Source organism: Pseudomonas sp. HMSC066A08, assembly GCF_001813025.1.
Taxonomy (GTDB): Bacteria; Pseudomonadota; Gammaproteobacteria; order Pseudomonadales; family Pseudomonadaceae; genus Pseudomonas; species Pseudomonas aeruginosa.
The window spans coordinates 159,413-180,134 of sequence record NZ_KV811305.1 but is presented as its reverse complement, the minus strand read 5'-3'; the positions used below and the strand labels follow the sequence as shown (position 1 = coordinate 180,134).

Here is a 20,722-nt window from a genome sequence, read left to right as displayed (position 1 = left end):
CGGCTGGTCAGACGGGCAGGCTGTAGTGCCGGCGCCAGAGGTCCAGATAGGCCTGTTGCTCACGTTCCCAGCGCGGGTCGTCCCAGCCCAGTCGCGCTTGGCAGAGCGCGCGGATACGCGGCAGGTATGCCGCGCCGCCTCCGGGCAACAGCAGGCCGAGGCGGGTACGGCGCAACAGCAGGTCGTCGAGATGCAGCACCATTTCCGCCTCGGCGGCGAACGCCAGTTCGGCCCAGAGCGTTTCGCTGGCACCCACGCAGTCCGTTCCTAGGGTGTCCACCAGCCGCTTGAGGCGGACCAGGTCGCGTCCGTAGCGACCGGCCAGGCGGCGTCGCTGGCCACAGCCGAGCCCGTCGATGAGCGGGTCTTCACAGGCGCCGAAGACCGCCGCGCCATCGTCCGTGACCGTGCGCCCGAGCAGCGGCGCGCAGGCTTTTAGCACCTCCACCGCCAGCGGACGGAAGGTGGTCAGCTTGCCACCGGCCAGGGTCACGCAGCCCGGCTCGCGCCAGAGCACATGCTCGCGTTTCTCGTCGGAAGGCTTGCCGCTGTCGTCGCCGCTGCTGACCACCGGTCGCACGCCAGCCCAGGTCGACAGCACGTCGCGCGCCTCGATGGCCGCGGCGGGAAACTGCTGGGCGCAGGCCGCCAGCAGGTAGTCGAGTTCGGCGCGGCTGATCCGCGCATCCTCCCCAAGGCCGTCGCGATGGTCGAGATCGGTGGTGCCGACCACCGTCGCGCCCTCCCAGGGGAACACGAACACCGGTCGCCGGTCCGTGGCGTGCATGAAGCTGAAGGCATGGGCTACCGGCAGGCGCCAGGCCGGCAGCAACAGATGGCTGCCGCGCAGCGGGCGGATGTGTTCGCTTCCGCCGGGCTGGCGCAACTCATCGGCCCAGGCCCCGGTGGCCACCGCCAGGGCGCGGCAGCGAAAGTCGAGAAGCTCGCCGCTCTCGCGGTCCTCGGCACGCAGGCCGACCACCTGGCCGCCCTCGCGCAGCAATTCGCGCACGCGCATGCCGTTGAATGCCTCGCCGCCGTCGTGACGCGCCTCGGCCAGCACCCGCAGCACCAGGCGCGCATCGTCGGTCACCGCATCGAAGAATCGCGTGCCGCCGAGCAGCCGTTGTTCCTTCAGGCCCGGCGCCAGGTAGCGCAACGCGGCGGCGTCGTAGAAACGGTGGTTGCGCCGCCCGGCAAGGGCGTCGTAGACGCTCAGCAGGCCGCCGAATACCCGCGGGCCGGGAAAGCCGCCGCGGTAGTGGGCCATCACGAAGCTCAACGGCTCCACCAGTCCAGGCGCCTCGCCGAGCAGGCGCTGGCGCTCGCGCACCGAGTCGCGGGTCAGCCGCCACTGGCCCTTGGCGATGTAGCGCAGGCCGCCATGGACCATCTTCGACGAGCGGCTCGAGGTGCCCCAGGCGAAGTCCCGCTGCTCCAGCAGCAGGCAGCGCCAGCCGCGCCGCGCGGCTTCGCGGAGGATGCCGGCACCGCTGATGCCGCCGCCGACCACGATCAGGTCCCACTCCTGCCCCACCAGCGCCGGCAGGCGGCGGCGACGCCACTCCTCGTTCCAGGCTGAAGTCATTCCGCTCAGTCCTGCAGCAAGGTGCCGCGATTGAGCCGTCCAGCCGGATCGAAGTGACCGGCCATGGCACGCAGCGCGGCGACGCCCAGTTCGCCCTTCTCGCGGGGCAGGTAGGGTGCATGGTCCTTGCCGACGCCATGCTGGTGGCTGATGGTGCCGCGATTGTCGACGATCGCCTGGCTGGCCGCATGCTTGAGACGCTTCCAGCGTTCCAGCGTCGCCGCATAGCTCGCGGCCGGACGGAACACGTAGGTGGTATAGATGCTCGACCCCTCGCCATAGACATGCGAGAGGTGGGTGAACACATGGACCTTCTCGCCCTCGGCGGCCAGGCCGTCGCGCAGGCTGGCCTCGATCTTCTGCAGCAGGCCGTCGACGTTGCTCCAGTCGGTGGCGGTCTCCAGGGTGTCCACGGCGTAGCCCGCCTGCCACAGGGCCTCGCGCAGGTAGGGGAAGCGGAAGCGATTCTGCGCCCACTTGCGCCCCAGCAGGGTGCCGGTGAAGACCCCGCCGAAGCGTTTCAGCAAGGCCTTCGCCTGGCTCAGCGATAATCCGTTCTGCCGGCGGTTGCCGGTCACGCCGAAGGTCAGCATGCACTTGCCCTCGCCCGCGCCGCGCAGCGCCAGGTATTTCTCCAGCCAGGCGATCTGTCCGGGATGGCCGGCCAGGGCCAGTTGGGTCATGGTTTCCACGGCGTTGGACAGGCGCAGCATCGACAGCGGCACGCGCGCCTGGGCCAGCTCGCGGGTGGCTTGCAGGGCCTGCTGCCAGTTCGGCAGGAAGACGCTGTAGAAGCGCTCGTCCTCGGCCAGCGGCGAGACCCGCACCTTCACCGAGGAAATGATCCCGAAGCGCCCCTCAGAGCCCAGCACCAGTTCGCGCAGGTCCGGTCCCGCCGCGGATGCCGGGAAGGTGGCGATCTCAAGCGGCCCGGCGAAGGTCTCCAGGGTCCCGCCGGCGAAAAGTTGTTCGATCCGCCCGTAGCGCAGCGACTGCTGGCCGCTGGAGCGGCTGGCGACCCAGCCACCGAGGGTCGACAACTCCCAGGACTGCGGGAAATGCCCGAGCGTGTAGCCCAGCGCACGCAACTGGCTCTCCACCTGCGGGCCGGCGGCGCCGGGGCCGAAGGTCGCGACCAGGCTCTCGCGGTCCAGGTCGAGCAGGCGGTTCATGCGCTCCAGCGAGACCGTCAGTACCGGCCGCCGCGAGGCTTGCGGATTGATATGGCCGGCCACGGAAGTACCGCCGCCATAGGGAATCAGTTGCAGGTCGCGGGAGTCGGCCAAGGCCAGCAACTCACGGATCTGCTCGGCGGTTTCCGGATAGGCCACGGCGTCCGGGTAGACGCCGAAGTCGCCCTCGCGCATCGCCAGCCAGTCCGGCAGGCTCTGCCCGCGGGCATGCAGCAGCCGCTCACGGGGGTCGATACTGTAGCGCGGATCGGCCTCCAGGCGTGACGCCGGGACCTTCGCCAGCGCCGCCTCCAGGCTGGCGTCCGGCAAGCGTGCGCCCTGCCCGACCAGTTCCGCCAGGAACCCACGGGCGCTGTCCGGCAATTCGACCACGGTGCTTTCTTCGCCCCAGCCATTCCAACGGCGCATGAACCTCTCCCCTCGCTTGTCGCGGCAACCTGTTTATCGGAACCTTTCTGGCTGCCTATACTAGCCAGCCGCCCTCGCCTGTCACTGTCGGATCGAGACACTCCCTGTGACCGATCAAGACAGCCGGCACGCACGCCGGACGGCCTGTTCCACCCGCCACGACAAGAACAACGACCATGCAGACCCTTGGCTCCACCTCGGTTCCGGCCCTGCTGAAATACCTGCGCCACGCCGAACGGCTCGGCCTGGACATCGCCCCTGCCCTGGCCGCCGCAGGCCTCCAGGCCGACCAGCTCAACGACAATCGCCAGCGCCTGCCGGGCGAAGCCCACGAGCGCCTGCTCGGCTACTTCTGCGAACATTCCGGCGACCCCCTGTTCGGCCTGCATTCGGCGCGCTTCGTCCAGCCCGGCTCCTGGAGCGTGCTCGGCTACATCACGATGAACTGCGCCACCCTGGGCGAGGCCATGAGTCGCATCACGCCCTACGAGAAGCTGGTCGGCGACATGGGCACCAGCCGCATCGAGGCGGCCGGCGGGCAGGTCCGGCTGATCTGGAACTGCCGCCACCAGACACCCCTGGTACGGCGCCACATGGTCGAGCACGTCCTGGCTTCCTGGGTCCTCTACGCGCGCTGGATCGCCGACCTGGAAGGTTCGCCGGACGAGGTCTGGCTGGAACACGAACTGCCGGACGGAACCCGCGTGGAAGACTACGAGACCTTCTTCGGTTGTCCGGTGCGCTTCACCCGACCCTGCTCCGCGCTGCTGGTGCCGCTGGACTACCTGGCGCTGCCGCTGCGCCAGGCCGACGCGACGCTGCTGCGCACCCTGGAGGAACATGCCCTGGCGCTGATGGCCGAGCTGGACGATGACGAGCCACTGCCGCTGCGGGTGAAGAACGCCCTGCGCCAGCTACTCAAGGACGGCCTGCCGCGCAAGGAACGGGTGGCGGAAAAGTTCGGCATGACCGTACGCACCCTGCAACGCCACCTGCAGCAAGCCGGCAGCAGCTACCAGCAGACCCTCGACGAACTGCGCCGCGAACTGGCCGAGCACTACCTTCTGCATAGCGAGCTGCCGATCCAGAACATCGCCCAGTACCTGGGCTTTACCGAGTCCCGCTCGTTCCATCGCAGTTTCAAGGGCTGGACCGGGCAGACGCCCGGCGAGTACCGGCAACGGCGGCGCAAGGAGCCGGCGGCGCAATGAGAACGGCGGCCATCCGGCCGCCGTCGGCTCAATCGAGCAGTTCGCTCAGCGGAATGAACGCCACGCCCTCGCCCTCCACGAGGGTACGCCCCTCGCGGACCTCCACCAGCCCCTCGGCCCAGGAAGCGCTGCGCAGTACCCCGGAACTCTGGTTCGGATAGAGCACCGCGCAGCCCAGCTCCAGACGGCCACGCAGGTACTCGCGACGCTGCCCCGCCTTGGTCCAGGCGAAGCCGGCCGGTACCTCCACCCGCAGCGGCGCGACCTGCGCCACGCCGAGCCGGCGCAGCAGGTAGGGACGCGCCAGCAGGGCGAAGGTGACCAGGGTCGAAGCCGGATTGCCCGGCAGGCCGATCACCGGAATATCCTGGAACTGGCCGACGGTCAGCGGCTTGCCGGGTTTTATCGCCAGCTTCCAGAGGGTCAGCTCGCCGGCTTCGCGCAGCGCCATGCCGAGGAAGTCGGCCTCACCCACCGATACGCCGCCAGTGGACAGGATAAGGTCAACCCCGGCCAACCCGGCCAGGCGCTCGCGGGTACGTGCCAGATCGTCGGGAAGGATGCCAGCGTCGAGCACGTCGCAGCCCAGGCGTTGCAGCCAATCCTTGAGCAACGGACGGTTGCTGTTGTAGATCTGCCCGGCCTGCAGCGGCTGGCCCGCCTCGACCAGCTCGTCGCCGGTGGACAGCAGCGCCACCCGCGGCTTGCGTCGCACCTCCAGGGCCGCGCAACCGAGCGAAGCCGCCAGCCCCAGTTCGATGGAGCGCAGGCGCGTGCCGGCCGGCAGGACAAGGTCGCCCTGGCGGGTTTCCTGGCCACGCGGGCGCACATGCTGGCCCGCGCGCAACGGCTGGGTGAAGCGCACGCGGCCATCGTCGAGCGCTTCGGCGTTTTCCTGCATCTCTACCAGATCGGCGCCTTCCGGCAGCGGCGCACCGGTGAAGATCCGCGCACAGGTACCCGCTTGCAGCGGCTCCGGCGCCTGTCCGGCAAAGATCTTCTGGCTGACCGGCAATGGCTCGCCGCTCCAGTCGGCGAGGCGCAAGGCGTAGCCGTCCATGGCGCTGTTCGGCCACGGTGGCAGGTCCAGGCCGGCCAGCAGGTCGACCGCCAGCACGCGGCCGCCAGCCCGCTCCAGGGGCACCTGCTCACACATATCGATAGGCGTTTGCGCAGCCAGTTCGAGGAGCCGTTCCAGCGCCGTCTCGACCGGCATCAGCCCCGGATGTTCGCAGCAGCCGCTCACCCGCGGCTCTCGCAGGGCGCCGCCTGTTTCAGGTGCGGGACGAAGTTGCACGGGCGATGACGGGCGTCCAGTTGCTCGACGAGGATGCCTTCCCAGGCAGTGCGGCAGGCGTTGGTGGAACCCGGCAGGCAACAGACCAGGGTACCGTTGGAAAGCCCGGCCAGGGCCCGCGACTGGATGGTGGAGGTACCGATGTCGGCCAGCGAAATCTGCCGGAACAGCTCGCCGAAGCCGTCCACCTGCTTGTCCAGCAGGCAGGCCACCGCTTCCGGGGTGCTGTCGCGGCCGGTGAAACCGGTGCCGCCGGTGATCAGCACGACCTGCACGCTGTCCTCGGCGATCCAGGTCGCGACCTGTGCGCGGATCCGGTACAGGTCATCCTTCAGCAGCACGCGAGCGGCCAGGTTGTGCCCGGCCTCGGTCAGGCGGTCGACGAACAACTGGCCTGAGGTATCGGTTTCCAGGGTACGGGTATCGCTGACGGTCAGGACGGCGATGTTCAACGGCACGAATACCGTTTCGGCCTTGTGGCTCATGGGGTTGGCCCTTGCTTGTGGACGTGATCGCGGTGTTATATCACAGGCCCGACACGGAGACCCCAGATGCCCGATAGCGCCCTGCCCCCCTGCTCCATCCTTCTCCTGGCGGGAGGCCGCGGCCAGCGCATGGGCGGTCGCGACAAGGGCCTGATCGAGTGGCAGGGCCTGCCCCTGATCGCCCACCTGCATCGCCTGGTACGCCCGCTCACCGATGACCTGATCGTCTCCTGCAACCGCAACCAGGAACACTATGCGGTATATGCCGACCGCCTGGTGAGCGACGACAGCCGGGACTTCCCCGGCCCGCTCGCCGGCATCCGCGCCGGCCTGGCGGTGGCCCGGCATCCCTGGCTGCTGGTGCTGCCCTGCGACGCGCCGCGCATCGACCGCGCCTTGCTGGAAACCCTGCTGCAGGCCGCCGGCCGCACACCGGCGCGCCCCTGGATGCTGCGCTGCGGCGGTCAGTGGGAACCGCTGTTCAGCCTGATCCCGACGCACCTGGCCGAAGAGATAGAACACGCCTGGCGCCAGGGCGACCGTAGCCCACGCCACGTCCTGTTGCCGCTTGGCGCGGAGGCCATCGAGCTGGCCGCGGGCGATCCGCGGCTGGCCAACCTGAACACCCCCGAGCTGTTGGCTAATCACCGCGAACTGAAGTAAAACGGAAGAGACGTCGAGTCGAATTTTCTCGAAGGTGGGGGGAACACTCGTTTTTAGGGGGGGAACTCTTCCTAGAACTCGTCTGTCAGAAACTCGTAACTTCAAAGTCTGACCGCACAGGAGAACTGCGCAATGATCAAGCGGATGCTACCCGCCTTCCTCCTCGCCGTAGGCCTCGGCGCCCTCGCGGGTTGTTCCAGCCCTACCGTGATCACCCTCAACGACGGACGTGAAATCCAGGCCGTAGACACTCCTTCCTATGACGAGGATTCCGGCTTCTACGAGTTCGAACAGCTCGACGGCAAGCGCGCCCGCGTGAACAAGGACCAGGTCCGCACCGTCAAGGAACTCTGATACCGTCGCGTAACAGGTTTTCCTGAAGACCCCGTCGACTCGAACGAGCGACGGGGTCTTTGCTTTTCCGCCCGAGAAAACCGGGGCTCGAAAAAAAATTCATCTAACCCCTTGTGTACCAAAACTTTTTCTGTAGAATGCGCCCCAACAAAACGGAGCGTAGCGCAGCTTGGTAGCGCGTCTCGTTCGGGACGAGAAGGTCGCTGGTTCGAATCCAGTCGCTCCGACCATATCCCGAAAAACCCGCCTCAACGGCGGGTTTTTTATTGCCTGCGATCCGGTCTTTCTCACAGGGTACGCAGGTAGGCCACCAGGTCGCCCTTCTCTTCCGCGGACAGCTTGCGGTCCAGCACCAGGTTGAAGAACTCCACCGTGTCCTCCAGGGTCAGCAGGCGGTCGTCGTGCAGGTACGGCGGCGAATCCTTGATCCCGCGCAACGGGAAGGTCTTGATCGGCCCGTCGGCGGACGCCATCACGCCATTGACCAGTTTCGGATCGTAGAAGCGCTCCACCTTCAGGTTGTGCATCAGGTTGTCGGTGAAGTAAGGCGGCGCATGGCACCCGGCGCAGGCCGCCTTGCCGTAGAACAGCTTTTCGCCACGCAATTCCTGCTCGCTGGCCTTGCGCGGATCGAGCCGCCCCTCCACATCCAGCTTCGGTGCCGGCGGGAAGTCCAGCAGCGCCTGGAACTCACCCATGAAATGCACCTGACTGCCACGCTCGAGCACGTTCACGCCCTTCTTGGTGGCGATTACCGGATCGCCGTCGAAGTAGGCGGCGCGCTGCTCGAACTCGGTGAAGTCCTCGACGGTCTTCAGGGCCCTCTGCGAGCCGAACAGCCGCTGGATGTTCACGCCGCGCAGCGTCGGCGTGTCGATGCGGTGGCGGAACGGTTGCGGGCGCACGTCGCCGGCAAGGTGGGTAGCGGCATTGGTGTGGCCGTTCGCATGGCAGTCGAAGCAGGCCACGCCGCGGCTCGGATGCTCGCTACGGCGATCGTCGGTGAGGTTGAACTGCTGCTGCGGAAAGGCCGTTAGCAGCAGGCGCAGCCCTTCCAGCTGCTTGGGATTGAGAATCCCGTTGAACAACTCGAAATAGTTGTCGATGGTCACCAGCTTGCCCTTGGACACATCGCCCAGGTCAGGCCGGGTGGTAAGGAACATCGGTGCCGGGAATTCCGGCAGGAAGTGGTCCGGCAGGTCGTAGTCGAGGTCGAAACGGGTCAGGTCGCGGCTTTCCTGGCGCTTGATCTCGTCGATGAGGAACTTGGGAAAGACCATCCCGCCTTCGGCATGGTTGGGGTGCGGCAGCGGCAGGAAGCCGCCGGGGAACAGCCCCTGCTTGCGGATTTCCTCGGGGCTCAGCCTGGCCAGTTCCTCCCAGTTGGTGCCGGCCGGTAGCTTCACCCGGACCCCTTCCTGCAGCGGCTTGCCGCGCGTCATGCTGGCGCCCTTGGCCGGCCTGTCGCTGAGATCGTAACGCTGTTCGAGAAGCGTCTTGTGGGCCTGCTCGATCGACGGCTTGTTCGCTGTCATGCGCTTCATGATGGTGGTGAAGTCCTCGTTGATCACCACCGGCGAATAGCTGGAAGTCTTGCTTGGCTGCTCATCCCCCGCGACCACGGCGGATTGCAGCCCCAGGGCGAACGGCATGACCCAGAGGGCATGGCGCGTCCAGGCGGGCGTTTTCATCAGGCGTCCTCTTTCGTTATGAGGAAACGCCGAGCCTCGTCGTCCCGACCCCACACCCCGGCGGTCCGCGACAGCGGACCGAACGACCTGCAACGCGTCCTGCGCCACGCGGGTTCCCGGCTGTTTCCAGTCAGTCCTGAAGGGAACTCAGGGTTTATCCATCGCCCTTCAGGCCTAGCCGAGCGCAGCCTGCCGAGCCAATAGGCTCAGGCTATGAAAACCATTGAGAAATACCTATGCATCGCTTCGCCAGCATCGCCGAAGCCAGGTACCGCGCGGCATGGGGGAAGGAGGCGGAACGCAGCCCGGTTTGCGCATAGAGCGCGGGGTTACCAGCAGTGCCGCGCTTAGCGCGAATGAATAGGCATCAGCGGCTGAGGAAGGCTGCGACCTGCTCGGCCTCGAACGGCCAGTTCAGCTCGGCGCCATTGTCGCAGCGGCGCAGCACCGGGATCCGCAGACCATAGCGCTCGACCCAGGCTTCGTCGTCGGCGATCTCCACCAGCTCGACCAGCAGGCCATGTTCGACGAAGGGCATCAGCACCGCCTCCGCGACTTCGCAGAGGTGGCAACCGAGGGTTCCGAAGAGTTGGCATTCCGGTGGCATCGAAAGGACCTGTGCAGTGTTTCGCGGCGATGGTAGCACCCGCGCTCAGATGCCAGCGACCTGCAACAGACTTTCGGCCGCCTGCCGGGCCTCGCGAGCCTGATCCGCCGGCCCGTGGATGTGCGCCATCACCAGGGCGCCCTCCATCAGGTATTGCAACTGCCGCGCAAGCAGTGCCGCCGAACGCACGCCCAGTCGCTCCAGCTGGCGCTGGAAATAGGCTTCGACGAAGGCCTTTTGCTCGGCCGCCTGGCGATGGATCGGATGCGAGCGCTCATGGAACTCGGCGGCGGCATGGATGAAGGCACAGCCACGGAACGCCTCGTCCTGGAGGAACTCCTCCAGTCCATCGAACACAGCCAGGATCGCCGCGCGCGGCTGCAACCGCGCCTCGGCTTCGAGCATGCGTTCGGCGGTGCGCTGCCGACGCACCTCCAGGGCGGCCATGATCAGTTCGTCCTTCGAGCGAAAATGCTTGTACAGAGTCATCTTCGCCACCCCGGATTCGGCCAGGATGCGGTCGATGCCGGTGGCGTGGTAACCCTCGCGATAGAACAGGTCGACGGCGGTGCTGAGCAGTTGCTCGCGTTTGCGGGATGTCATGGAAAGCCTCCTGAGCGGCCCATTATGCGCGACCCTGCCGCCCCCTTGAACCGCTCTGCGTCGCTCCCCGGACGAATACCGACGGAAAAGGGCGAACGCACCCCTTGAAATATACAGACCTGTCTGTCTAATATCCAGACACCCACTCCCCTGCCAGGAACCCTCAGATGAAACTCCATGACCTGGATCTCTCCGGCAACGCCTACAAGGTCCGCCTGTTCCTCTCCCTCATCGGCCGCGAGGCGACGCTGCGGCCGGTCGATTTCCTCAACCGCGAGCACAAGACCCAGGCCTTCCTCCGCATGAATCCCCGCGGGCAGGTCCCGGTGCTGGAAGACGGCGATCTGCAACTGGGCGACTCCCACGCCATTCTCGTCTATCTGGCGCGACGCCATGCCGGCCCCGAGTGGTATCCGCTCGACCCCGTCAGCCAGGGCCGCATCGCCTACTGGCTCAGCTATTCGGCCAACGAGGTGCAGAACGGCCCGGCCAGCGCCCGGCTGATCACTCGCTTCAACCTGCCGCTGGATCGCGAGCAAACCCACCAGCGAGGCCTGGAAGTGCTGCGCCTGGTCGACCGGCACCTGGCCGAGCATCGCTGGCTGGCCCAGGGCGAACAGCCGAGCATCGCCGACGTGGCCCTCTACCCCTACCTGGCCCTGGCCCCCGAGGGCGGCCTGGCGCTGGACCACTACCCGGCGCTGAACGCCTGGATCGCCCGCATCCGCGCGCTGCCCGGCTACATCCCGATGCCCGGCCTGTAGCTCGGCAGGAGGCAGCATGAGCCAGGAACAGAGTCCCTTCCACGCCGGCGAACTGGCGATCCAGGAACGCGCCGGCGTTCGCGAACAGGTCGCCGGCTTCGGCAGCCGCGCGATCCGCGCCTTCATGCCGGACCAGCACCGGGAGTTCTTCGCCCTGCTATCGCTGTTGCTGGTGGGCAGCCTCGACGCCGACGGCTACCCCTGCGCCTCGGTGCTCTGGGGCCCCCCCGGCTTCGCCCGCTCGCCGGAACCGACCCGCCTGCGCATCGACAGCCTGCCGCAAGCGGACGATCCGCTGGCGGCCAATCTCGAGGCCGGCAACCGCCTCGGCATCCTCGGCCTGGAATGGCCGACCCGCCGCCGCAACCGCATGAATGGACGGGTCCTGGCGCGGGACGGAAAGGGTTTCACGGTCGGCGTCGAGCAATCCTTCGGTAACTGTCCCAAGTACATCCAGGCGCGCAGCCATCAGCCCGTCTCCAGGGTCGCTAGTCCCGCGTTGCAGGGCGAAGGACTCGATCCGCGCTGGCTGTCGCTGGTCTCGCGCAGCGATACGCTGTTCATCGCCAGCCAGCATGCCGATCCGCTCAGAGGCGGCGTCGATGTCTCCCACCGCGGCGGGCCGCCGGGCTTTCTCCGGCTCGGCGCGGATGGCCGCCTGTGGTTGCCCGACTACGCCGGCAACCGCCTGTTCAATACCCTCGGCAACCTGCTCCAGGAGCCTCGCTGCGGCCTGCTGTTCATCGACTTCGACAACGGCGACCTGCTGCACCTGCACGCCGAGGCCGAGCTGTTCTGGCCGGGTTCGCAGCCATCCATCCCCTGGCCCGCCGGCGCCGAGCGCCTGCTGGCGTTGCGCCCCGCAGGCTGGCGCTGGCGACGCGGCCGCCTGCCGCTGGCATTCGGCGAGTCCCAGCCATCCCCTTTCCTTCCTGCCGGTGAATCTTGATGCCTTTCCTGTATCGCCTTGCCTCGTTGTTGATCGCCCTCCTCGTCCTGCCGGTGCAGGCGGCGGAAATGCGAGTCGCCCTGCTGCGCACCTCGGGAGTGGAAACCCTCGATGCGCTCACCGTCGACGGCGGCTCCTGGGTACGCCGGGTGCCGCTCAGCCATACCGCGGTGCTGATCGAGCACCATGCCGCCACCCTACTCTTCGACACTGGCCTGGGGCGCGACATCGACGCCCAGTTCCGCGCCGACATGCCCTGGTGGGCGGCGCCGCTGTTCGCTTACCAGAAAGTCGTCCCGGCGCGCGACCAACTGGACGCCGCCGGTATCCGCGTCGATCGCATCCTGCTGTCCCACGCACACTGGGATCATGCCTCGGGCCTGGTCGACTTCCCCGAAGTACCGGTCTGGGCACCCTACGAGGAGATCGCCTTCAGCCGCATCGCCACCCCGCCGGCCGCCTTCCCCAGCCAATTCCGCCATGGCGTGCGCTGGCGACCTTACAGCTTCGATCCGCAGCCGTTCATGGGCTTCGACGAAAGCCTCGACCTGTTTGGCGACGGCCGCCTGGTGCTGGTCCCCCTGCCCGGCCATACGCCCGGCTCGGTCGGTCTGTTCGTCACCCTCGACAGTGGGCGCCGGCTGTTCTTCAGCGGCGACACCAGTTGGCGACTCGAAGGCGTCGAAGGCCCGCGGCAGAAATTCTTCGCCGGCCGCGCCCTGGTCGATCGCGATCCCGCGCGCACCCTCGCGCAACTGGCGAAGATCCGCCTGCTGCTCCGCAGCGACCCGCGCCTGAGCGTGATTCCGGCGCACGATGCGCGGGTCCAGGCCGCCCTGGGCTACTTCCCGCACTGGTTGGAATAGCGGGAAAGCCCGTCCTAGACAGGGTTCGTGCCAATTCGCGGCCACCCTCGACTAATGTCTAACAGTGACCGTCTTCCCGTAGTGCTTAAGTAACCGGGCTGTCACAGGCCGACGTGGCGTCACGCCGCCGCCATCGGCCTGCCCCAAGCGCTCGAGGAGACAATAACAATGAGCATGACCCCGATCGCCCGTGCCGTGGCTTTTGCCACGCTGGGTTCCAGCATTACCGTCCCAACCCTGGCCCATGCCGAGTTCATCAAGGACAGCAAGGCCAGCATCGAACTCCGCAACTTCTACTTCAACCGTGATTTCCGCCAGGAAGGCGCCAGCCAGTCCAAGGCCGAGGAATGGGCCCAGGGCTTCCTCCTGCGCTACGAGTCCGGCTACACCGAGGGCACCATCGGTTTCGGCGTCGACGCCATCGGCCTGCTCGGGGTGAAGCTCGACTCCAGCCCCGACCGCAGCGGCACCGGCCTGCTCAAGCGCGACCGCGAAACCGGCCGCGCCCAGGACGACTATGGCGAGGCAGGGATCACCGCCAAGCTGCGGGCGTCGAAGAGCACCCTGAAGATCGGCACCCTGACCCCCAAGCTGCCGGTGATCATGCCCAACGACAGCCGCCTGCTGCCGCAGACCTTCCAGGGTGGCGCGCTGAACTCCATGGAGATCGACGGCCTGACCCTCGACGCCGGGCGCCTGAAGAAGGTCAACCAGCGCGACTCCTCGGACAACGAGGACATGACCATCACCGGTGGCGGCAAGCGCAACATCGTGGTCCGTTCCGGGCTGACTTCGGACAAGTTCGACTTCGCCGGCGGCAGCTACAAGTGGACCGACAACCTCAGCACCAGCTACCACTACGGCAAGCTCGACAACTTCTACAAGCAGCATTACCTCGGCCTGGTGCACACCCTGCCGATCGCCGACAAGCAGTCGCTGAAATCCGACATCCGCTGGGCGCGCTCCACCGACGACGGCTCCAGCAACGTCGACAACAAGGCGCTCAACGCCATGTTCACCTATAGCCTCGGCTACCACGCCTTCGGCGTCGGCTACCAGAAGATGAGCGGCGACACCGGCTTCGCCTACATCAACGGCGCCGACCCCTACCTGGTGAACTTCATCCAGATCGGCGACTTCGCCAACAAGGACGAGAAATCCTGGCAGGCGCGCTACGACTACAATTTCGCCGGCGTCGGCATTCCCGGCCTGACCTTCATGACCCGCTACGTCAAGGGCGACAACATCGACCTGCTGACCACCTCGGGCGAAGGCAAGGAATGGGAACGCGACATGGACATCGCCTACGTGTTCCAGAGCGGCCCGTTGAAGAACCTCGGGGTGAAGTGGCGCAACGCGACCATGCGCACCAACTACACCAACGACTACGACGAAAATCGCCTGATCGTCAGCTACACGCTGCCGCTCTGGTAACGGCAGGACCGGCGGATAGCCGCGGTACGGCCATCCGCCCCTCCCCAGGGCCCCGCGGCAGAACGAAGAGGCCACCCTTGGGTGGCCTCTTTCATGGCGGGATGCCTCGCTCGCAACGTGCAGGACGGATAGCGCCTGGGGCGTTATCCGCCGATACCCCACCGGACCAAGGAAGTCCGCCCTCTCATTCGTGGCTGATCGCGCCGATCTTGTGGATCGACAGGTCCGCGCCGTAGTACTCCTCCTCCTGGCTCAAGCGGATGCCCAGCAGCGCCTTCATCAGCCCATAGACCAACAGGCCGCCGGCGAAAGCCACCGTCACCCCCAGCAGGCTGCCGAGCGCCTGGCTGGCCAGGCTCACCCCGCCGAGCCCCCCCAATGCCTGCTGGCCAAAGATGCCGCAGGCGATCCCGCCCCAGACCCCGCAAAGGCCGTGCAACGGCCAGACACCGAGGACGTCGTCGATCTTCCAGCGCACCTGGGTCGCGGTGAACGCCCAGACGAACAGGGCCCCCGCCACCAGGCCGGTGGCCAGCGCGCCGATCGGATGCATCAGGTCGGAACCGGCGCACACCGCCACCAACCCGGCCAGCGGACCGTTGTGCAGGAAGCCCGGGTCGTTGCGGCCGATCAGCAGCGACGCCATGGTGCCGCCAACCATCGCCAGCAAGGAGTTGACCGCCACCAGCCCGCTGACCCCGGCGAGGGTCTGGGCGCTCATCACGTTGAAGCCGAACCAGCCGATGATCAGGATCCACGACCCCAGCGCCAGGAACGGGATGCTCGACGGCGCCATCGCCACCAGCTTGCCGTCGCGATAGCGACCGTTGCGGCTGCCCAGCAATAGCACCGCCGCCAATGCCAGCCAGCCGCCCAGCGCATGCACCACCACGGAGCCGGCGAAATCGTGGAAAGGTGCGCCGAACTCCAGCTTCAGCCATTCCTGCAAACCGAAATTGCCGTTCCACACCAAGCCTTCGAAGAACGGGTACACGAAGGCCACGATCAGCGCCGTGGCGCACAACTGCGGACCGAACCGGGCACGCTCGGCGATGCCACCGGAAATGATCGCCGGGATCGCCGCGGCGAAGGTCAGCAGGAAGAAGAACTTCACCAGCGCATAGCCACTGTCCACGGTCAGCGCCGCCGCCGGGTGGAAGAAGGTCACGCCATAGGCAATCCAGTAGCCGACGAAGAAATAGGCCAGCGCCGAGATGGCGAAGTCGGACAGGATCTTCGACAGGGCGTTGACCTGGTTCTTCAGGCGCACGGTGCCCACCTCGAGGAAGGCGAAGCCGGCGTGCATCGCCAGCACCATCACCGCTCCGAGCAGGATGAACAGGGTATTGGAGCCGTGGATCAGGACTTGCACCGCACTATTCAGGTTATCCATGGATTGAGGCAGCCTTCGCGCATAGAGAGAGAAAGCACCAGAAACGCCCACGCCCCTCCTTCAACGCACCAAGACGAAGCAGTAGTCGTCGTGCGAACCGCCGCTTTTCTTCGGCGGACGTTTCGCAAGGTGCCTGAGGCAGCATGGAAAGCTCACGGACTTTCCTTGGTTTTCATTGGGTTGGACGTTCATCCCGAAGTACCCTCCGGGAGCGCCTGGCGCCCTCGCAAGGGGCATTCCGGCCGACGTGCGCACCAGGGAATTGCAAGCGCCATACCAGTTCGCGCCCCGTTGCGAGGCAGCCGGATGGGCGTCATCTCGCCGCAGCCGCGCCGACAGGCACGCTGTGGCAGTCTTTAATGAAAGGAGCGCCGGGAGCGACCGGCAATGCGCGGAAATTACCCACCGGTTGAACCTTCCGCCCCGCGCTCGGCTCGAAAAAACACACCCCATGACCAGAGGAGCTCGTCATGCCCCGCAAGACCACTGCAAACGCTGCAAAGGATGAACTGTTGGCTGAATTCCAGGCACTGGTCGCCGATACCGAGAAACTGCTGCAAAGCACCGCCGACGTGGCGGGCGACCAGGCGGAGGAAATCCGCGGCAAGATCCACGACAGCCTCAAGCGCGCTCGCGACACCTTGCGCGACACCAAGGACTCGCTGAAGGACAACGTCCGCGAACGCAGCCAGGCCGCGGTGGACGCCACCGAGGTGTACGTCGGCGAACACCCCTGGCAGAGCATCGGCATCGCCGCCGGCGTCGGCTTCCTGCTTGGCCTGTTGGTCAGCCGGCGCTGAGCCATGAGCGAAGGAAAGGACCCGGCGGACGGCCGCCCCTCCCTGCGGCGCTTCGGCGCCGCCTTCCTCGGCCTGTTGCACGGTCACGTCGAGCTGTTCGGCATCGAGCTGCAGGAACAGAAGGCCAACACCCTGCGCCTGCTGCTGTTCGCCGGGCTGGCCCTGGTATTCGCCCTGCTCCTGCTGGTCGGCCTGTCGCTGCTGGTGCTGATCGTGTTCTGGGACACCAACCGGCTCGCAGCGGCGCTCGGGTTGTGCCTGTTCTACGTGATCGGCTCGCTGTTCTGCGGCTGGCGCCTGTACCAGTCGATCAACGACGAAAGCTCGCCGTTCAGCGCCACCCTGGAAGAACTGGCCAACGACCGCGAGCGACTGCTGCCATGACAAGGAAACGCGCATGAGCCAACTACCGGTGAACGCGACCGGCCTGTCGCGTCGCGAATTGCGCAAGGCGGTGATCCGCCTGCGCCTGGAAATGCAGCGCCAGCAATTGCGCCGCGAAAGCCAACTGCTGGTGCAGCCCTTCCGCCAGGCCCAGGGGCTGGGCCACAACCTCAGCCAGCAACTGTTCGGCGGTGGCAATGCGGCGCTCTGGGGCGCCGGCGGAGCCGCACTGCTGGGCGTACTGCTTGGCAAGGGCGGACGCTGGCAGCGTCTGCTGCGCCTGGGCGTCGCCCTGGCCCCGCTGTTGCTCGGCCTGCGCAAGCAGAAAGGCCGTTGAAGGATGCGCCGACCGGCAGCGGTCGGCGCCCTCCGTTTCCCCAACGCGACGATTGAGCTTGCCGAGGCAAACCGTTAGCGTGTCCGCATCGCCTCAGCGCATCCCTGGAATTCCCGATGGACTGGCAGACCCTGCTCACCCGCGAACGGCTCGGAAAGCCGGTACACAGCAACGATGAACTGGGCCGCAGCGCCTTCCACAAGGACCATGACCGGATCATCTTCTCCGGCGCGTTTCGCCGCCTCGGACGCAAGACCCAGGTCCATCCGGTCTCCAGCAACGATCACATCCACACCCGCCTGACCCACTCCCTGGAAGTCGCCTGCGTCGGCCGCTCGCTGGGCATGCGGGTCGGCGAGATCCTCCGCGAGGAACTACCCGAGTGGTGCGACCCCAGCGACCTCGGGGTCATCGTCCAGTCGGCCTGCCTGGCCCACGACATCGGCAACCCTCCGTTCGGGCACTCCGGCGAAGACGCGATCCGCAACTGGTTCCAGCAAGCCGCCGGACGTGGCTGGCTGGACGAGATGAGCGACGCCGAGCGTTCCGACTTTCTCCACTTCGAAGGCAACGCCCAGGGCTTCCGGGTCCTCACCCAACTGGAATACCACCAGTTCGACGGCGGCACGCGGTTGACCTACGCAACCCTGGGCACCTACCTGAAGTACCCCTGGACCTCGCGCCACGCCGAAGCGCTGGGCTACAAGAAGCACAAGTTCGGCTGCTACCAGAGCGAACTGCCGCTGCTCGAGCAGATCACCCATAAGCTCGGCATGCCGCAACTCGACGACGAGCGCTGGGCTCGCCATCCGCTGGTCTACCTGATGGAAGCGGCGGACGACATCTGCTATGGCCTGATCGACCTCGAAGACGGCCTGGAAATGGAGCTGCTCGAATACAGCGAGGTCGAGGCGCTGCTGCTCGGCCTGGTCGGCGACGACCTGCCCGACACCTATCGCCAACTCGGCCCCAGGGACTCCCGCCGGCGTAAACTGGCGATCCTCCGCGGCAAGGCCATCGAGCACCTGACCAATGCCGCCGCCCGTGCCTTCGTCGACCAGCAGCAGGCCCTGCTCGCCGGGCAGCTTGCCGGCGACCTGGTGGAACACATGCACGGCCCGGCCAAGCTCTGCGTGCAGCGGGCCAAGGCCATCGCCCGGGAAAAGATCTTCCAGGACAAGCGCAAGACCCTCCACGAGATCGGCGCCTACACCACTCTGGAGATCCTCCTCAACGCCTTCTGTGGCGCCGCGCTGGAGCAATACGGCGGGCATGCGCCGTCGTTCAAGAACCGGCGCATCCTCGACCTGCTCGGACGCAACGCGCCCGACCCGCAGTGGCCGCTGTACCGCGCCTTCCTCCAGGTGATCGATTTCATCGCCGGCATGACCGACAGCTACGCCACGGAAATGGCCCGGGAAATGACCGGACGCTCGAGCCCCTCCTGAACGGAAGGGCTCATACCGCAGCGGCCGCCAATTGCTCCTGGAGTTCCTCCTGCAACGCCTCCAGGGCCAGCCGGAGTCTTTCGCCAAGCGCCTGCAGGCACTCCCCGTCGCCACTTCGCCGGCAGGCGTCCTCCAGGGCCTCGCAGGCCTCCAGCAGGGTACGCGCCCCGATCATCCGCGCGGCGCCCTTGATGCGGTGTGCATGCTCGGCGAGCCGGGTCCTGTCCCCCTCGCGCAGGAGGATGGCAAGGCGCTGGAGGTCCTGACGGTTGCTGCCTAGCAGGGTCTCCAGCAGTTCGCGCAGCCGTTCCGGGCGGCCGCCGCCGAGGCTGCTGAGGGCGTCCGCGTCATAGAGCCCCCCGGGCTGCGCGGCGTCGCGGCCGAAAGAAGTCGCGAGGTAGTTGCGCAGGGTCTCCAGGCCGAGCGGCTTGAACAGGCAATCATCCATGCCCGCGTCGCGGCAGCGCTGTACCTCGTCCGGCTCGGCATCGGCGGTATAGCCGAGGATCAGGATCGGCGCGCGCCGCTCGCACCGTTCCTGGATGCGTATCCTGCGTGCCAGCTGATAGCCGTTCAGGCGCGGCATGTTGCAGTCGCTGATCAGCACCTCGAAGCGCTCGTCGGCCCAGAGTTCCAGAGCCACCTGGCCATCCTCCGCTTCCGCCACCCGGTGGCCGAGAAACTCCAGTTGCTGGCGCAGCAGTACCCGGTTGGGCGGATAGTCGTCGGCGATGAGGATATGCAGGCGGCGAGACGGCTCCATGGATGCTGCCAGTGGGTCCTGGCCGGATTCAGGCATTTTCGGCCCGCACTGGCGCAATAGCAGGTCGAGCGACACCCGGGTGCCTTTGCCCGGCTCGCTGTGCATCTCGACATCGCCACCCATGAGGTCCACCAGCTTGCGACAGATCGCCAGCCCGAGGCCGGTCCCGCCCTGCACCGTGCGTCCCTTGGCCACCTGGATGAAAGGCTGGAACAGGCGCGCCTGGTCCGCCGGAGCGATACCGATACCGGAATCCTCCACGGCCACCCGGACGATCGCCCTCCCCTCGTCCAGGCTCCTTTCCTGGAGACGGATCGTCACCTGTCCCCGCTCGGTGAACTTGATCGCATTGCTCACCAGGTTGGAGAGCACCTGCTTGAAACGCAGGGGATCGATCAGCACGTCCCGCCCCGGGGCATCGTCCAGCTCCACAACGAGTCTCAGGCCTTTCTGCCGGGCCAGGCCTTCGAACATGCGGCGCACCGAATCCACGACATGGCGCAGGCGAACCCGCTCGGGCGTGAGGGTCAGGTGGCCGGACTCGATCTTGGCGACGTCGAGGATGTCGCCGATAAGCAGTTGCAGCGACCCCGCAGCCTCGTAGGCGACCTCCAGCGAGGCGCGTTCGCGCTGCTCCGGCGCCAGGCGCTGCAGGACCAGTTCGAGGATGCCGATGACCGCATTCATCGGCGTACGGATCTCGTGGCTCATGGTCGCCAGGAAGACGCTCTTCGCCCGATTCGCCTCGTCCGCCTGGCGCATCGCCTCGCGCAACTGGCGGGCCAGGCGCTCCCGTTCGGTGATGTCGATCCAGCCGTTCATCAGGCCGAGCACCCGTCCCTGGCGATCCCTGTAGGGCGTGACCCAATGGTGGATCTCCAGCAATTGCCCACCGATGCGCACCGCCATGTCGGTGAAGCTCGCCGTTCCTCCCCGAGCCACCGCCAGGCACTGCTGGTGCATGAGCCGTGCCTTGCTGCCCTCGACCCAGTCGGAATCGGTCAACAGGGTGCCGCGGGCCTGCTCACGGGTCATCCGCAGGCTTTCCAGGTAATTGCGGTTGCAGGCCAGCAGGCGACCGTCGAGCGTGCGGATGCTCACCGGGTAGGGAATCCCGTCGACCAGCGCCTGCTTCAATGCCAGGCGGCCGCTCAGGTCGGCTTCGGTACGTTGCCAGCGCCTGAGCTTGAGCTGCAGGACGGTATTCCAGCCCAGGCATCCGACGCAGACCAGGCAGGCTACCAGCAGGCCGAGCACAAGGCTGGAAGGGGATGGCGAGCGCAGCCCGTCGGCAGCCTGGCGTAGTGGCGCTTCGACGACCGCATCGGCGTCCTCCGCACGATCCGGAGCGGGAATCCGGGGCATGGAAGAATATTCGCCACCCGTCGCCCTCGCCGGAACGGCATATCCCGCCATGCAGGCGAATATAAGAAGCAGGCCGAGCATGCACGCACTGCGTTTCTGGAACTTCATTCGGTTCCGGC

Annotated in this window: 20 protein-coding genes and 1 tRNA gene; 12 read left to right on the top strand and 9 right to left on the bottom strand. The window is 66.8% G+C overall.

Annotated elements, in window-relative coordinates:
- Window positions 1–7: 7 nt before the first annotated feature.
- Window positions 8–1,588: a glycerol-3-phosphate dehydrogenase/oxidase gene (locus HMPREF2886_RS17065; protein ID WP_033968925.1), complete on the bottom strand. Its 1,581-nt coding sequence runs from the start codon at window positions 1,586–1,588 to the stop codon at window positions 8–10.
- A gap of 5 nt (window positions 1,589–1,593) precedes the next feature.
- A complete protein-coding gene (locus tag HMPREF2886_RS17060) occupies window positions 1,594–3,189 on the bottom strand; it encodes an FAD-binding oxidoreductase (protein WP_003143646.1) in 1,596 nt (531 codons plus the stop codon).
- Window positions 3,190–3,365: 176 nt separating this feature from the next.
- Here HMPREF2886_RS17060 and HMPREF2886_RS17055 point away from each other — a divergent pair, with 176 nt between their 5' ends.
- Complete coding sequence (locus HMPREF2886_RS17055) at window positions 3,366–4,400, top strand: AraC family transcriptional regulator GliR (protein ID WP_070747909.1); 1,035 nt, start codon at window positions 3,366–3,368, stop codon at window positions 4,398–4,400.
- Between the two features lie 28 nt (window positions 4,401–4,428).
- Here HMPREF2886_RS17055 and glp read toward each other — a convergent pair whose 3' ends face one another.
- Both glp and moaB read right to left on the bottom strand, forming a co-directional pair.
- The gene (glp, locus tag HMPREF2886_RS17050) at window positions 4,429–5,646 is read right to left on the bottom strand and encodes a molybdopterin molybdotransferase MoeA (RefSeq protein WP_042168998.1); all 1,218 of its coding nucleotides are present in this window, start codon (window positions 5,644–5,646) and stop codon (window positions 4,429–4,431) included.
- Complete coding sequence (gene moaB, locus HMPREF2886_RS17045) at window positions 5,643–6,182, bottom strand: molybdenum cofactor biosynthesis protein B (RefSeq protein ID WP_033975931.1); 540 nt, start codon at window positions 6,180–6,182, stop codon at window positions 5,643–5,645. Before moaB ends, glp begins: the two co-directional genes overlap by 4 nt.
- A 66-nt stretch (window positions 6,183–6,248) precedes the next feature.
- Between moaB and mobA the strand changes: the two genes are divergently transcribed.
- From mobA to HMPREF2886_RS17030, 3 genes are all read left to right on the top strand, one after another.
- A complete protein-coding gene (mobA, locus tag HMPREF2886_RS17040; protein WP_033975930.1) occupies window positions 6,249–6,845 on the top strand; it encodes a molybdenum cofactor guanylyltransferase MobA in 597 nt (198 codons plus the stop codon).
- A gap of 132 nt (window positions 6,846–6,977) precedes the next feature.
- The gene (locus tag HMPREF2886_RS17035) at window positions 6,978–7,199 is read left to right on the top strand and encodes a YgdI/YgdR family lipoprotein (RefSeq protein WP_024917588.1); all 222 of its coding nucleotides are present in this window, start codon (window positions 6,978–6,980) and stop codon (window positions 7,197–7,199) included.
- Between the two features lie 153 nt (window positions 7,200–7,352).
- Window positions 7,353–7,429 (top strand) — tRNA-Pro (locus tag HMPREF2886_RS17030).
- A 57-nt stretch (window positions 7,430–7,486) separates the two neighbouring features.
- Here HMPREF2886_RS17030 and HMPREF2886_RS17025 read toward each other — a convergent pair.
- From HMPREF2886_RS17025 to HMPREF2886_RS17015, 3 genes are all read right to left on the bottom strand, one after another.
- Window positions 7,487–8,890, bottom strand: coding sequence for a cytochrome b6 (locus HMPREF2886_RS17025; RefSeq protein WP_033975929.1), 1,404 nt, complete (start codon window positions 8,888–8,890; stop codon window positions 7,487–7,489).
- 367 nt (window positions 8,891–9,257) lie between these two features.
- Window positions 9,258–9,497 carry a glutaredoxin family protein gene (locus HMPREF2886_RS17020; RefSeq protein WP_033968933.1) on the bottom strand — a complete coding sequence of 80 codons (240 nt, stop codon included), beginning with the start codon at window positions 9,495–9,497 and terminating at the stop codon, window positions 9,258–9,260.
- Between the two features lie 45 nt (window positions 9,498–9,542).
- Window positions 9,543–10,100 (bottom strand): TetR/AcrR family transcriptional regulator, encoded by a 558-nt coding sequence (locus HMPREF2886_RS17015; RefSeq protein ID WP_033975926.1) that lies wholly within the window; start codon window positions 10,098–10,100, stop codon window positions 9,543–9,545.
- A 167-nt stretch (window positions 10,101–10,267) separates the two neighbouring features.
- On the opposite strand from HMPREF2886_RS17015, the gene HMPREF2886_RS17010 reads away from it, so the two are divergent.
- The 4 genes from HMPREF2886_RS17010 to opdQ all read left to right on the top strand — a co-directional run bounded on the left by HMPREF2886_RS17010 (window position 10,268) and on the right by opdQ (window position 14,113).
- Window positions 10,268–10,864 carry a glutathione S-transferase family protein gene (locus HMPREF2886_RS17010; protein WP_039027623.1) on the top strand — a complete coding sequence of 199 codons (597 nt, stop codon included), beginning with the start codon at window positions 10,268–10,270 and terminating at the stop codon, window positions 10,862–10,864.
- Between the two features lie 16 nt (window positions 10,865–10,880).
- Entirely contained in the window at window positions 10,881–11,813 is a 933-nt protein-coding gene (locus tag HMPREF2886_RS17005) for a pyridoxamine 5'-phosphate oxidase family protein (protein ID WP_033968936.1), read from the top strand.
- Entirely contained in the window at window positions 11,813–12,679 is an 867-nt protein-coding gene (locus tag HMPREF2886_RS17000; RefSeq protein ID WP_003109616.1) for an MBL fold metallo-hydrolase, read from the top strand. Before HMPREF2886_RS17005 ends, HMPREF2886_RS17000 begins: the two co-directional genes overlap by 1 nt.
- A gap of 168 nt (window positions 12,680–12,847) precedes the next feature.
- Window positions 12,848–14,113 carry a porin OpdQ gene (gene opdQ / locus HMPREF2886_RS16995; RefSeq protein ID WP_009313808.1) on the top strand — a complete coding sequence of 422 codons (1,266 nt, stop codon included), beginning with the start codon at window positions 12,848–12,850 and terminating at the stop codon, window positions 14,111–14,113.
- Window positions 14,114–14,297: 184 nt separating this feature from the next.
- Here opdQ and HMPREF2886_RS16990 read toward each other — a convergent pair whose 3' ends face one another.
- The gene (locus HMPREF2886_RS16990) at window positions 14,298–15,506 is read right to left on the bottom strand and encodes an ammonium transporter (RefSeq protein WP_003091258.1); all 1,209 of its coding nucleotides are present in this window, start codon (window positions 15,504–15,506) and stop codon (window positions 14,298–14,300) included.
- 470 nt (window positions 15,507–15,976) lie between these two features.
- On the opposite strand from HMPREF2886_RS16990, the gene HMPREF2886_RS16985 reads away from it, so the two are divergent.
- From HMPREF2886_RS16985 to HMPREF2886_RS16970, 4 genes are all read left to right on the top strand, one after another.
- Entirely contained in the window at window positions 15,977–16,306 is a 330-nt protein-coding gene (locus HMPREF2886_RS16985) for an ElaB/YgaM/YqjD family protein (protein ID WP_003091262.1), read from the top strand.
- A gap of 3 nt (window positions 16,307–16,309) precedes the next feature.
- Window positions 16,310–16,690, top strand: a complete 381-nt coding sequence (locus HMPREF2886_RS16980) for a phage holin family protein (protein WP_003091263.1) — start codon at window positions 16,310–16,312, stop codon at window positions 16,688–16,690.
- Between the two features lie 13 nt (window positions 16,691–16,703).
- A complete protein-coding gene (locus tag HMPREF2886_RS16975; protein ID WP_003103249.1) occupies window positions 16,704–17,027 on the top strand; it encodes a hypothetical protein in 324 nt (107 codons plus the stop codon).
- A gap of 116 nt (window positions 17,028–17,143) precedes the next feature.
- A complete protein-coding gene (locus tag HMPREF2886_RS16970; protein WP_033968937.1) occupies window positions 17,144–18,475 on the top strand; it encodes a deoxyguanosinetriphosphate triphosphohydrolase in 1,332 nt (443 codons plus the stop codon).
- Between the two features lie 10 nt (window positions 18,476–18,485).
- Here HMPREF2886_RS16970 and HMPREF2886_RS16965 read toward each other — a convergent pair whose 3' ends face one another.
- Window positions 18,486–20,711: an ATP-binding protein gene (locus HMPREF2886_RS16965; protein WP_070747907.1), complete on the bottom strand. Its 2,226-nt coding sequence runs from the start codon at window positions 20,709–20,711 to the stop codon at window positions 18,486–18,488.
- Between the last annotated feature and the right edge of the window lie 11 nt (window positions 20,712–20,722).